11 protein-coding genes are annotated in these 12,411 nt (G+C 68.0%); 10 read left to right on the top strand and 1 reads right to left on the bottom strand.

Annotated features, from left to right (window positions below; translation table 11 throughout):
- The first annotated feature begins 2 nt into the window (after positions 1-2).
- The 10 genes from B6K69_RS09455 to draG all read left to right on the top strand — a co-directional run bounded on the left by B6K69_RS09455 (position 3) and on the right by draG (position 11,162).
- Positions 3-1,334, top strand: coding sequence for a nitrous oxide reductase family maturation protein NosD (locus B6K69_RS09455; RefSeq protein ID WP_108643599.1), 1,332 nt, complete (start codon positions 3-5; stop codon positions 1,332-1,334).
- Positions 1,300-2,196, top strand: a complete 897-nt coding sequence (locus B6K69_RS09450; RefSeq protein ID WP_108644868.1) for an ABC transporter ATP-binding protein — start codon at positions 1,300-1,302, stop codon at positions 2,194-2,196. The genes B6K69_RS09455 and B6K69_RS09450 overlap by 35 nt, the downstream gene beginning before the upstream one ends.
- Complete coding sequence (locus B6K69_RS09445) at positions 2,193-3,014, top strand: ABC transporter permease (protein ID WP_108643598.1); 822 nt, start codon at positions 2,193-2,195, stop codon at positions 3,012-3,014. Before B6K69_RS09450 ends, B6K69_RS09445 begins: the two co-directional genes overlap by 4 nt.
- Positions 3,011-3,580: a nitrous oxide reductase accessory protein NosL gene (locus tag B6K69_RS09440; RefSeq protein WP_108643597.1), complete on the top strand. Its 570-nt coding sequence runs from the start codon at positions 3,011-3,013 to the stop codon at positions 3,578-3,580. The genes B6K69_RS09445 and B6K69_RS09440 overlap by 4 nt, the downstream gene beginning before the upstream one ends.
- Before the next feature lie 4 nt (positions 3,581-3,584).
- On the top strand, positions 3,585-4,490 hold the full coding sequence (locus B6K69_RS09435; RefSeq protein ID WP_206340508.1) for an FAD:protein FMN transferase: 906 nt from the start codon (positions 3,585-3,587) through the stop codon (positions 4,488-4,490).
- A gap of 11 nt (positions 4,491-4,501) precedes the next feature.
- Entirely contained in the window at positions 4,502-4,909 is a 408-nt protein-coding gene (locus B6K69_RS09430; protein ID WP_108643596.1) for a c-type cytochrome, read from the top strand.
- Positions 4,910-5,104: 195 nt separating this feature from the next.
- A complete protein-coding gene (locus B6K69_RS09425; RefSeq protein ID WP_107672558.1) occupies positions 5,105-6,205 on the top strand; it encodes an efflux RND transporter periplasmic adaptor subunit in 1,101 nt (366 codons plus the stop codon).
- A 10-nt stretch (positions 6,206-6,215) separates the two neighbouring features.
- Positions 6,216-9,293, top strand: a complete 3,078-nt coding sequence (locus B6K69_RS09420) for an efflux RND transporter permease subunit (RefSeq protein WP_107672559.1) — start codon at positions 6,216-6,218, stop codon at positions 9,291-9,293.
- 170 nt (positions 9,294-9,463) lie between these two features.
- The gene (locus B6K69_RS09415) at positions 9,464-10,297 is read left to right on the top strand and encodes an NAD(+)--dinitrogen-reductase ADP-D-ribosyltransferase (RefSeq protein ID WP_164681923.1); all 834 of its coding nucleotides are present in this window, start codon (positions 9,464-9,466) and stop codon (positions 10,295-10,297) included.
- Positions 10,290-11,162, top strand: a complete 873-nt coding sequence (draG, locus tag B6K69_RS09410) for an ADP-ribosyl-[dinitrogen reductase] hydrolase (protein WP_108643595.1) — start codon at positions 10,290-10,292, stop codon at positions 11,160-11,162. The genes B6K69_RS09415 and draG overlap by 8 nt, the downstream gene beginning before the upstream one ends.
- Here the strand turns inward: draG and B6K69_RS18400 are convergent.
- Positions 11,159-12,379: a cyclin-dependent kinase inhibitor 3 family protein gene (locus B6K69_RS18400; protein ID WP_108644865.1), complete on the bottom strand. Its 1,221-nt coding sequence runs from the start codon at positions 12,377-12,379 to the stop codon at positions 11,159-11,161. The two genes, draG and B6K69_RS18400, sit on opposite strands and share 4 nt — an antisense overlap.
- Positions 12,380-12,411 lie beyond the last annotated feature (32 nt).

Here is a 12,411-nt window from a genome sequence, read left to right as displayed (position 1 = left end):
TCATGCTGCTGCGCGTCCTGATCCTTGCGCTGGTCTGCCTTGGCGCGCCCCTGCGGGCGGCCGAGGTCGCGGTCAGCCCCGGTGCGGGCGCGCTGGCCCGGGCCATCGCCGGGGCGTCCCCCGGCGACGTGCTGCTGCTGCAGGACGGGGCCTATCCGGGCCCCGTCACCATCGACCGCCCGCTTACGCTGCGCGGCCCCCGCGCGGCGGTGGTCGACGGGCAGGGACAGGGCACGGTCATCACCATCACCGCCGCCGATGTGGTGCTTGACGGCTTTGCCGTTACCGGATCGGGCCGGCGCAACCAGGATCTCGACGCCGGAATCAAGATCGTCCGCGGCGCCGACCGGGCCGTGATCCGCAACCTGCTTCTGGTCGGCAACATGCACGGCATCGACCTGCATGGCGGCCGCGATGCGCTGGTCCGCGGAAACCGCATCGAGGGCCTGCAATCCGACCGCATGAACGAACGCGGCAACGGCATCTATGTCTGGAACAGCCCCGGCGCCGTGGTGGAAGGCAATTCGGTCCGCTGGGGCCGGGACGGCATCTTCGCCAACGCCTCGCGCAAGGACATCTTCCGCAACAACACCTTCCAGGATCTGCGCTTCGCCATTCACTACATGTACACCCATGACAGCACGGTTTCGGGGAATGTCTCGATCGGCAATCACCTGGGCTTCGCCATCATGTTCTCCGACCGCGTGGTGGTGAAGGACAACCTCTCGCTGGGCGACCGCGAACACGGGCTGATGCTGAACTTCGCCAACGGCGCCGATGTCGCCGGCAATCTGGTCCGGGGCGGCACGAAGAAATGCCTGTTCATCTACAACGCCCACAAGAACCTGATCTTCGGCAACCGCTTCGAAGGCTGCGGCATCGGCATCCACTTCACCGCCGGGTCGGAACGCAACGTGCTGACCGGCAACGCCTTCATCGGCAATCAGGAACAGGTGAAATATGTCGGCACCCGCAACATCGAATGGAGCTTCGAGGGGCGCGGCAACTTCTGGTCCGATCACCCGGCCTTTGACCTGAACGGCGACGGCATCGCCGATGGTGTGTTCCGCCCCAATGACCTGATGGATCACATCCTGTGGTCGCAGCCCGCCGCCGCCCTGCTGATCGGGGCGCCGTCGGTGCAACTGATCCGCTGGTCGCAATCCAGCTTCCCGGCCACGCTGCCCGGCGGCGTGCTGGACAGCCACCCCCTGATGACCCCGCTGGTCATTCCCGTTCCCGATGACATCGCCGCGCAAGAGGCGCTTGTCGCCGGTCGCTGGGCGAAAGGCACATATGATGACACCGACCTTGACGATCTCGGCACTCACTAGGCGCTTTGCCGGCGTGGCCGCGCTGACCGACGTGACCTTCTCGGTCGCGCCGGGTGAACGGGTGGCGCTGCTGGGTCACAACGGCGCGGGCAAATCGACGATGATGAAGATCATCCTTGGCCTGATCCCCGCCACCACCGGCCAGCTTTCGGTCTGCGGTGCAGCACCCGGCAGCCCCGAAGCACGGCGCCAGGTGGCCTATCTGCCGGAAAACGTGGCCTTTCACCCGGCGCTGACCGGGCTGGAACAGATCCGCCATTACCTGGCCCTGCGCGGCCAGCCGCCGGGTGGCGCCATGGCGCTGCTGGAACAGGTCGGCCTTGCCCCCGCCGCGCGCCGCCGCATCGGCACTTATTCCAAGGGGATGCGGCAGCGCGTCGGTCTGGCGCAGGCGCTGATCGGGGCGCCCCGGCTTCTGGTGCTGGACGAACCGACCAGCGGGCTTGATCCGGTCTCGCGCCGCGATTTCTATGCCCTGCTGGACGGGCTGGCGGCGCAAGGCGCCTCGATCCTGCTGTCCAGCCACGCCCTGACCGAAGTCGAAGCCCGCACCGACCGGATTCTGATCCTGTCAAAGGGCCGTCTGGTGGCCGAGGGCAGCCTGCCCGACCTGCGCCGCCGGGCCGCCTTGCCCGTGGCCATCACCATCGTGCCGCGCGACGCCGACGATCCCGCGCTGCGCCAGGCCCTGCCCGAGGCCACGCCCGCCGGCGGCGCCTTCCACCTGACCTGTGGCCAGGCCGACAAGCTGGCCGTTCTGGCCCGCATCACCCGCCTTGGCGACCGCATCCGCGACATCGAGGTGCAGCCGCCCAGCCTGGAAGACATCTACAGCCACTTCAGCCAGAGGGACGGACAATGAACCGCATCCTTGCCACCGCCCTGTGTGAATTCCGCATCGCGCTGCGCAACCGCTGGGTGGCCATCGCGGTTGCGCTCATGGCGCTGTTCGCGCTGGTCCTTTCGGCCGCCGGATCGGCCCCCACCGGCGGGCTGGGCGTTGACCGTCTGTCGGTCATCGTCGCCTCGCTCACCTCGCTGGCGGTCTATCTGGTGCCGCTTCTGGCCCTGCTGATGAGCTTCGACGCCATCGCCGGTGAGGTCGAGCGCGGCACGCTGCCGCTTCTGCTGACCTATCCCGTGGCCCGCTGGCAGGTTCTTCTGGGCAAGATGGCGGCCCATCTGGCCGTTCTGGCGCTGGCCGTCGTCACCGGCTATGGCCTTGCCGCCGGTGCCGCCCTTCTGGCCGATCCTTCGGCCAAGGCCGGGCTGCCCGCGCTGGTCCGGCTGATGTGGTCCTCGGTCGTGCTGGGGGCCACCTTCCTGGGGGCGGGCTATGCCCTGTCGTCGCTGGCCCGCCGTCCCTCGGGGGCGGCCGGGCTGGCGGTGGGCCTGTGGCTGGCGCTGGTGGTGCTGTATGACCTTGGCCTTCTGGCCGCCATCGTGGCCGACAACGGCGGCTGGTTCACCACCCACGCCTTCCCGGTGGCGCTGCTGGCCAACCCGGCCGACGCCTTCCGCCTGTTCAACCTGGCCGCTTCCGGGGCCACCGCCGCCGCCTCTGGCGTGGGGGGCGCCGCGGCGACCATCCCGCTGTGGCAGGCGCTGGCCTCGCTGCTTCTCTGGCCGCTTGCCGCGCTGGCGCTGGCCACGCTGGCCTTCCGAAAGGTCACGCCATGAAACACCGCCTTGCCCTTGCCCTTGCCCTGATCCTGCTCATGGCCGCCTGCCGGGACGAAACGGCGCAATCCACCGCCGCCGTCGCCCTGACACCCGATGCCGTGGGTCATTTCTGCCAGATGAACCTGCTGGAACACCCCGGCCCCAAGGGCCAGGTGCATCTGGAAGGGCTGCCCGGCACGCCGCTGTTCTTCAGCCAGGTCCGCGATACCATCGCCTATGCCCGCCTGCCCGAACAAAGCCACCCGATCCTGGCGATCTGGGTCAATGACATGGGTGCCCCCGGCGCCACCTGGGACGATCCCGGCGCCACCAACTGGATCGACGCCCGCCGTGCGCATTACGTTGTGGGGGCCGCTGTCGAAGGCGGCATGGGCGCGCCCGAGATCGTGCCCTTCGCAGACCCCGCCGCCGCGCTGGCCTTTGCCGCCGAACATGGCGGCGCGGTCATGGATCTGGCGCAGATCCCCGATGCCCTGGTGATCCCGCCCGACACGGACGACACGGGCGACGATGCCGATTACGCCCGCCGCCTGCGCGCCCTGTCGAACCAGCCCGAAGGATAAAACCATGCTGAACCGCCGCCGCTTTCTGGCGATCTCTGCCGCGCTTCTGGCCCCTGTCGCCGCGTCTGCACAGCCGCTGCATGTCGAAACCGGGCAGGCGCTGGGCGCGCGGGTCACGCTGCGGCTGGCCCATCCCGATGCCCCGGCCATTGCCGCCCGCGCCATGGCCGAAATCGACCGGCTTGAAACCATTTTCAGCCTGTATCGCACCGACTCCGCGCTGTGCCGGCTCAACCGTCAGGGTCATCTTGATGACCCGCCGTTCGAACTGCTGGAATGTCTGTCGCTGGCCGGGGCCGTGCAGGCCGCCAGCGGTGGCCTGTTCGACCCGACGGTGCAGCCGCTCTGGGCACTTCATGCCGAAGCCGCGGCGCGGGGCCGGTTTCCCGATCCCGCGGAACGGCAGGCCGCGCTGGCCCGGACCGGCTGGTCGCATCTGCGGCTGGACGCCAGCCGCATCACCCACGGTCCCGGCCGCGCGCTGACGCTGAACGGCATCGCGCAGGGCTACATCGCCGACCGCGTTGCCGCCCTTCTGGCCGCTGCGGGGCTGGATGACATCCTGATCGACACGGGCGAGCTGCGCGCGCTGGGCGGCCACCCCGATGGCGGCGCCTGGCCGGTGCATCTGGCGCAGGGCGGGCAGGTCGTCTTGCGCAGCCGCGCGCTGGCCACCTCGGCCCCGCTGGGCACCACCTTTGATCAGGCCGGGCGCATCGGCCATATCCTTGATCCGCACAGCGGCCTGCCGGGACCGGCGGCCTTTCGCGCCGTCAGCATCTCGGCCCCCTCGGCGGCGCTGGCCGATGCCCTGTCCACCGCCGCCTGCCTGATGAAAGTCAAGGATCAGGTCGCCGCGCTTTGCGATGCTTTCCCCGGAGCAAAACCCGAATCTGTCATACCTGTCTGAAAGACCCTCCCATGATCCGCGCCCTGACCGCCACCGCCCTTGCCCTGTCGCTGACCGCCCCCGCCTTCGCGGGTGATGCCGCCAAGGGCGAGTCCGATTTCAAGAAATGCAAATCCTGTCACTCGATCGTCGGCGCCGATGGCACCGACATCGTGAAGGGCGGCAAGACCGGCCCCAACCTGTTCGGCGTGGTCGGACGCCCGGTCGGGTCTTTCCCCGATTTCAAGTATGGCGACAGCATCCTTGCCGCCAACGCCGCCGGTCTGGTCTGGGACGAAACCGCGCTGACCGCCTACCTTGCCGACCCCAGCGCCTGGCTCAAGGCCGCAACCGGCGATGACAGCGCCAAGTCGAAGATGACCTTCAAGTTGACCAAGGGCGGCGAAGACATGGCCGCCTATCTGGCCACGCTGAAATAGGTCACACCGCCCCCTTGCCGGTGCCGCTCAACCACGCGCTGCATTGCAAGACCGTTGACGATGGTGCACAACGCATCCCCAATGCACCGGCAAAAGGTGCATTGGGAGTTGACGTTCCGGCAAAGCCGTTCCAACTCCGCACGAAAGGCCTGCCCTTCGGCCGGCATTCTGGAACTGCTTTGCTGGAGTAAACCGATGTTCAAGCGCCTGATCATTGCGATCATCCTTCTTGGCCTGATCGTGGGCGGGATCGTCTGGTTCAAGTTCTTCCGCGACGGCATGATCGCCCAGTATATCACCGGGCAGGTGCCGCCGCCGGTTCCGGTCAGCGCCGAAACCGTCGAAGCCGTGACATGGGAGCCGGGCATTGATGCCGTCGGCACCTCGGTCTCGGCGCAGGGCGTGGATCTGGCCATCGAATCCGGCGGTCTGGTGCGCGAGATCCTGTTTGCCGGCAACGACAGCATCACCAAGGGCCAGAAGCTGGTCCAGATCGACGATGACAGCGAAAAGGCCTCGCTCGCCGCCGCACAGGCCGCGCTGACCGTCGCCATTGCCGAGGCCAAGCGTGCCAATACCCTGTCGGAACGCGGCGTCGGCGCCGTGACCACCGTCGAAAGCGCCGAAGCACAGGTGGAAAGCGCCCGCGCGCAGGTGGCGCAGGTGCAGACCTCGCTGGACAGCAAGCAGTTGACCGCCCCCTTCGCCGGCGAAATCGGCATCCCCCAGATCGAGGTGGGCCAGTATGTGACGGTCGGCACCATCTACGCCACCTTGCAGGATCTCAGCCGGATGCGCGTCGATTTCGCGGTGCCCGAACAGCAGATCGCGAACCTCAAGCTGGGCGGCGCCGTCACCGTCACCTCGGAAGTGGGCGATTTCAGCGCCGGCGGCACGATCATCGCCGTCGAACCTCGGGTCGATCCGAATTCGCGCCTCGTCTCGGTGCGGGCCGAGGTGGAAAACACCAAGGGCCGCCTGTTCCCCGGCCAGTTCCTGCGCGTCCGCATCGCGCTTCCGAAAGAGGAAGGCGTGATCGCGGTGCCGCAAACCGCCGTCAGCTCTACCCTCTATGGCGATTCCCTCTATGTCATCCGCCCCGGCGAAGCCGCCGATGAGCTGAAGGTCGAACAGGTTTTCGTCACCCTCGGCCGCCGCTCCGGTGGCCGGATCGAGGTGGTCAAGGGGCTGGCCGCCGGGGATCAGATCGTCACCTCCGGGCAGAACCGCCTGACACCGGGCTCCAAGGTCAAGATCGACAATTCGGTCGCGCTTGACGCCCCCGCCGGCGAATAAGGGCAGGCCGATGAACTTTTCAGAAATCTTCATCCGCCGCCCGGTCCTGTCCACCGTCGTGGCCGCGCTGATCCTGTTCCTTGGCCTTGCCTCGGTGCTGAACCTGCCGGTGCGGCAATATCCCGAAGTCGATGAGACGGTGGTCACCATCACCACCGTCTATCCGGGCGCCGCGCCCGAACTGATCCAGGGCTTCATCACCTCGCCCATCGCCTCGGCCGTCTCGACGACCGAGAACATCGACTATGTGACCAGCGCCTCGCGCCCCTCGGCCTCGGTCGTGACGGTGCAGATGAAGCTGGGCGCCAACCCCGACATCGCCCTGACCGAGGTGATGTCGAAGGTGCAGCAGGTGCGCGGCGAACTGCCGTCCGACGCGGAAGACCCGGTGATCGTCAAGGGCACCGGCCAGACCTTCGCGCTGATGTATCTGGCGGTGCAGAACCCCAACATGACGCCCGAACAATTGACCGAATACCTTGAACGGGTGGTCCGGCCGCGGGTGACCAACATCGACGGCGTGGCCCAGATGGAAATCATGGGTGCCGCCGAATATGCCATGCGCATCTGGCTGGACCCGCTGCAGATGTCGGCCCGCGGCGTGACCGCCACCGATGTTCTGGGCGCGATCCGGGCCTCGAACTTCCTGTCGGCGCCGGGCAAGACCGAAAACGAATACTTCGCCTATTCGCTGACGCTCGATTCCACCGTCCAGTCGGCCGAAGCCTTCGGCGCCCTGCCGCTGGTGCAGGGGGCCAACGGCACCGTGCGGCTGCGCGACGTGGCCCGCATCGAACTGGCCTCCGGCTCGACCGATGCGATCGTCACCTTCTCGGGCGAACCGGGCACCTTCATCGGCATCATCCCCGCGCCGGGTGAAAACCAGCTTGACGTGGCCGCCAACGTGCTGGCCGAACTGCCGCGCCTGAACGACACGCTGCCGCAGGGCATGACCATCACCATGGTCTATGACTCGACCGAAACCATCGCCGCCTCGATCTCCGAGGTGTTCAAGACCATCGCCGAGGCCGTGGTCATCGTGGTCGTGGTGATCCTGCTGTTCCTTGGCTCGTTCCGCTCGGTCGTGATGCCGGTGGTGACGATCCCGCTGTCGCTGGTGGGCGTCTGCTCCATCATGCTGGCATTGGGCTATTCCATCAACCTGCTGACGCTGCTGGCCATGGTGCTGGCCATCGGTCTGGTGGTGGACGACGCCATCGTCGTGGTCGAGAACATCCACCGCCACATCGACGAAGGCCAGAAGCCCGCCCGTGCCGCGATCAACGGCATGAAGGAAATCACCGGCCCCGTCATCGCCATGACCATCACGCTGGCCGCCGTGCTGGCGCCGCTGGCCTTTACCGGCGGCCTGACCGGATCGCTGTTCACCGAATTCGCGCTGACGCTGGCCGGGTCGGTCATCATCTCGGGCATCGTGGCGCTGACCATCACCCCCACCATGTCGGCCCGCCTGCTGACGCATGATGCGCCGGGGCGGTTCCAGTCCACGGTTGACCGGGTGCTGACCGGGGTGGCGAACTGGTATGAACGGCGGGTGTCCTCGTCGCTCGACTATCGGCCGGTCACGCTGCTGATGGTGCTGTCGCTGGTGGGCGCGACCGGGTTCATGTTCCTGAACACCTCGTCCGAACTTGCGCCCGAGGAAGATCAGGGGGCCCTGTTCGCCATCCTGAACGGCCCGCGCTACGCGACGCTGGAATACACCGATGCCTTCACCGCCGAAATCGGCAAGCGCACCGCCGACATCCCCGAGGTGCAGACCTCGTTCTCGGTGGCGGGCATGGGCGGGGCCTCGAACACCGGCTTCTACATCTGGGCGCTCAAGGACTGGGCCGAACGCAGCCGCAGCCAGTCGGAAATCCAGGGCCAGATCCAGGGCATCCTGAACGATACCCCCGGTCTGCAAAGCTATGTCTTCGCACCGCCCTCGCTGCCCGGCGCCGGCGGCGGCCTGCCGATCTCGATGATCATCCAGTCGATCCACTCGCCCGACCGCGTGTTCGAGATCGCCGAGGAAATCCGCAACAAGGCCATGGCCAGCGGCATGTTCATCGTGGTGCAGAACAGCCTGGCCTTCGACGCGCCGCAGGTCCGCATCACCATCGACCGTGACCGCGCGGCCGAATTGGGCGTCAGCGTGTCCGAGATCGGCAACACGCTGGGCATCCTGGTCGGCGGCGGCGCGGTGGCGCAGTTCGACCGCGATTCCAACAGCTATGACGTGATCACCCAGGTGCCGCGCGAATGGCGCGACAACCCCGAACGGCTGGGCGAATTCTTCGTCCGCTCCAGCTCGGGCGCGATGCTGCCGCTGTCGTCAGTGGTCAAGCTTGATCCGGGCATCACCGCCGCGTCGATCGAACAGTTCAACCAATTGAACTCGACCACGCTGTCGGCCATGCCGATGATCGGCCTGTCCACCAGCGTCGCCCTGGCCGAGCTGGAGCGGATCGCCGACGAAGTTCTGCCCGATGGGTTCTTCGTCGATTACTCGGGCCAGTCGCGGCTGGAAAAGACCGAAGGCAACACCATCCTGCTGGCCTTCGGGGCGGCTCTGGTGGTGATCTACCTGGTCCTTGCCGCGCAGTTCGAAAGTTTCCGCGATCCGTTCATCATCATGATGTCGGTGCCGCTGTCGATCTTCGGCGCCATGCTGCCGCTGTATCTGGGGGCCAGCACGCTGAACATCTACACGCAGGTCGGCCTGATCACCCTGATCGGTCTGATCACCAAGCACGGCATCCTGATGGTGGAATTCGCCAACCAGCAACGAGAGGAGCACGGCCTGTCGCGCCGCGCCGCCATCGTGGCCGCCGCGAAAACCCGTCTGCGCCCGATCCTGATGACCACCGCCGCCATGGCCCTTGCCGTGGTGCCGCTGATCATCGCCGAAGGCGCCGGCGCCGCAGCCCGTCAGGCCATGGGTCTGGTCATCTTCACCGGGCTGGTGATCGGAACGGTGTTCACCCTTTTCGTGGTGCCGATGTTCTACACGCTGATCTCGCGCAGCGATGCGTCGTTCGAAGGCCACCGCAAGGACGTGGAAAAGACCTTCAGCCCGGTCTGATCCTGCCCTTCAGGGCCGCAGGGCGCAAAGGCAGGCGGGGCGGATGGTCTTCATCCGCCCTTTCCTTTTGCCGTCGCGCGCCGTGCCGCCCCGCGACGGCACGCCACGATGCCGGCCCCCGCCCGCCGTGGTCTAATCCGCCGCACCAACCCTGCGGCCAAAGGCCCGACATGCCCGCCACGATGCCAGATCCCCCGGCCCGCGACTGGCGCGGCATCGGCCATTCGACCAATCTGGTCGGGCGGTCTTCGGCCTGGCTGGCCAGTTGCGGTTTCAACGATGCGCCGGTGCCGCTGCACATCTGGGGCGTGCGGGAAATGAACCCCAGCCTGTTCACCATGCTTGATCAGGCCGAAACCCTGCCCGAAGCGGGCGGGGCCTTCCTGGCCTATCTGACCGCCATGTTCGGCCTTGATCCCGAACAGCGCGCCCCCGCCCCCGCCGGGCGCCGCCGCTTCCGGTCCTCTGTCCTGCGGCTGATCCAGGGCTGGGGGTTTGACAGCAACGGGGCAGAAGGCGCCGTGTTGAAAGGCTGGGTCGAAAGCCGCTTCGGCATCTGCCCCTCGTTCCATCGCCAGATCATCGACCACATCGCCAGCCCCGCCTGGGCCACCTATGTGGAAGAAAAGATGTCCAGCCGCTTTCACAACAACACCATCTGGGTGCAGCTCGACCTGCTGTTCGAATTCTGCCAATGGGCCATCGCCCGCTTCGCCTTTCCGGGCGAAACCCACCTCACGCTGTATCGGGGCGTCAATGCGCTTGACGAACACCGCATCCTTGAACGGCAGGGCCGCACCGCCGTGCTGCGGCTGAACAATCTGGTCTCCTTCACCTCTGACCGCGAGGTGGCCGATTGTTTCGGGGACCAGATCCTTGCCGCCCGCGTGCCGCTGCCCAAGGTGCTGTTCTTCAACGGCCTCCTGCCCTCGCGTCTTTTGCAGGGCGAGGGCGAGTTTCTGGTGATCGGCGGCGAATTCCGGGTGGCCCTCGATCATGTCTGATCCCGCCGACCGCGCCCTTGCCGCCTATCTTGGCTTCGCCATCGGCGATGCCCTGGGTGCCACCGTCGAATTCATGACACGGGGCGAAATCGCCGCCAAACACGGCATTCACCGCACCCTCACCGGCGGCGGCTGGCTGAACCTGCCGCCGGGCGCCGTGACCGATGACACCCAGATGTCGCTGGCGCTAGGCCGGTCCGTCCTGCGCTGCGGCGGGCTGGACGCCGCCGATCTCTGCACAGAATTTGCCGCCTGGCTGCAAACCGGCCCCGCCGATGTGGGCAATACCTGCCGCCGCGGCATCCGTCGCTTCCTGCGCGACGGCAGCACCGAAGGCCCGCCGTCCGAGGGCGATGCCGGCAATGGCGCCGCGATGCGCGTGCTGCCGGTGGCGCTGGCCACGCTGGGCGCCCCCGGCCGCGCCCGCGACTGGACGCTGGCGCAGGCCCGCACCACCCACCATCACCCGCTGTCCGATGACGCCTGCCTGTCGCTGGTCGCCATGGTGCAGGCGCTGGTGCAGGGGCAGGGCCGCCCCGCCGCGCAGGCGCTGGCCGATGCGCTGGCCACCCGCCACCGCGCCTTTCGCTTTGCGCCGTATCCGGGCCGGGCCTCGGGCTATATCGTCGATACGATGCAGACCCTGCTGCACCATTACCTGACGGCCGGCAGCTTTGCGGAAACCCTGATCCAGACCGTCAACCAGGGCGGCGATGCCGATACCACCGGCGCGCTGGCCGGGATGCTGGCCGGCGCCACCTGGGGCCTGCAGGCCATTCCCGACGCCTGGCTTGCCGCGCTTGACCCCGCGGTCGGCGCCGAAATCCGCGCCCAGGTGCCGCGCCTGCTGGCGCTGGCCGGCTAACCCGCCTGCCGCGCCATATCGGCCTGCCGCGCGACCAGCCGGTCCGCCAGCTCGCTGCGCCCGCCCGCCCCGGCCACCGCGCGGCGGATCGCGTCCTCGGGCAGCCGTGTCACCACCGCAATCGCGGCCCGCACCGCCTCGGGCGTCATGTCCCCGAACAGCGCCACCGCCTGCGGATTGTCCGGGTCGTGCCGCAGCCGGTCGATCTCGGACACGCTGTCGCCAAAGGCGCGGCCCTTCGGATCGCCCTGCGCGCGGAACTCCAGCGCGCCGCCCAGATCCAGCGTTGTCACCACGCCCGCCACCACGCCCTGATTGTCGCCGCCGAACCCCGCCGCATCCCAGTTCGCCAGCCAGGCATGGACCCCCAGCCAGCCCTGCGCCTGCCGCCGCTCGGCTTCGGAAAACTGCGCGATATGGCGCTTGTCCAGCGGCACGAAAACCGTGGCCACCTCGCAGGGATTGCGCGTCGCCACATAGGTCAGCACCGGCGCACCCGCCAGCCGGTAGAGCCGCGCCGCAATCCGTTCGTTGCGCGCCAGCGCCGCCGTTTCCACCTGCTTGACGTAATAGCGCTGCCCTGCCGCATCCTGGAACACGCCGCCCGGCGTGCTGCCCAGCCGCGCGCCCACCCGGTGCAGCGCCGCCGTGTCCAGCACCCTGTCGTCCAGCGCCACCGTCCGCCGCACCAGCGCCAGTTGCGCCGGCGTTTCAATCGCGCCGGGCCGCGCCTTGCGCACCAGGCGGATCGCCTCACCCGGCTCCATCCCCAGTTCGGCCAGCAGCCGCGCCGCCGTCATGCCGGCCCGGCCCAGCCCGCCCCGGCAATGCACCACCACATCCGCCCCGCCCCGCAGCAGCGCGCGGATCTCGGGTCCGTGCTGCGCCCAGTCGGCCTCGAACCCTTCGGTCGGCACCGAATAATCGGCCACCGGCAGATGCCGCCAGTCCATCCCGCGCTGCCGCACCCCGGCGCCCATATCGGGCACCCGCAGCGCCACCAGCTCGGCCGGCTCCACCAGCGTCAGCACCAGCCGCGCACCCCAGGCGGCGATCGCATCCAGATCGGCCGCCAGATCGCGCGCCCAGGCCCCGCTGGCCGCCGCCGGATCGTGCTTGCCCGGACAGAAGGTGATGCCGATCCGCCCCATTTCCGGGGCCGCCCGCACCTCGGCAATCTGCAGCGGATGGGTCTGGCTGGTGCGGGGGGCGGCCATGCTGTCGTCCTGCAAGGGGTTTCCCCGCAGCC

Source organism: Pseudogemmobacter blasticus (assembly GCF_003071405.1).
Classification (GTDB): domain Bacteria; phylum Pseudomonadota; class Alphaproteobacteria; order Rhodobacterales; family Rhodobacteraceae; genus Pseudogemmobacter; species Pseudogemmobacter blasticus.
Note: the sequence above shows the minus strand (reverse complement) of the source record. Positions and strands in the feature narration are given on the sequence as shown.

Excerpts from the sequence above, each read along its gene's own strand:
- B6K69_RS09455 (WP_108643599.1), top strand. The coding sequence starts at position 3 with ATGCTGCTGCGCGTCCTGATCCTTGCGCTGGTCTGCCTTGGCGCGCCC.
- B6K69_RS09450 (WP_108644868.1), top strand. The coding sequence starts at position 1,300 with ATGACACCGACCTTGACGATCTCGGCACTCACTAGGCGCTTTGCCGGC.
- B6K69_RS09445 (WP_108643598.1), top strand. The coding sequence starts at position 2,193 with ATGAACCGCATCCTTGCCACCGCCCTGTGTGAATTCCGCATCGCGCTG.
- B6K69_RS09440 (WP_108643597.1), top strand. The coding sequence starts at position 3,011 with ATGAAACACCGCCTTGCCCTTGCCCTTGCCCTGATCCTGCTCATGGCC.
- B6K69_RS09435 (WP_206340508.1), top strand. The coding sequence starts at position 3,585 with ATGCTGAACCGCCGCCGCTTTCTGGCGATCTCTGCCGCGCTTCTGGCC.
- B6K69_RS09430 (WP_108643596.1), top strand. The coding sequence starts at position 4,502 with ATGATCCGCGCCCTGACCGCCACCGCCCTTGCCCTGTCGCTGACCGCC.
- B6K69_RS09425 (WP_107672558.1), top strand. The coding sequence starts at position 5,105 with ATGTTCAAGCGCCTGATCATTGCGATCATCCTTCTTGGCCTGATCGTG.
- B6K69_RS09420 (WP_107672559.1), top strand. The coding sequence starts at position 6,216 with ATGAACTTTTCAGAAATCTTCATCCGCCGCCCGGTCCTGTCCACCGTC.
- B6K69_RS09415 (WP_164681923.1), top strand. The coding sequence starts at position 9,464 with ATGCCCGCCACGATGCCAGATCCCCCGGCCCGCGACTGGCGCGGCATC.
- draG (WP_108643595.1), top strand. The coding sequence starts at position 10,290 with ATGTCTGATCCCGCCGACCGCGCCCTTGCCGCCTATCTTGGCTTCGCC.
- B6K69_RS18400 (WP_108644865.1), bottom strand. The coding sequence starts at position 12,379 with ATGGCCGCCCCCCGCACCAGCCAGACCCATCCGCTGCAGATTGCCGAG.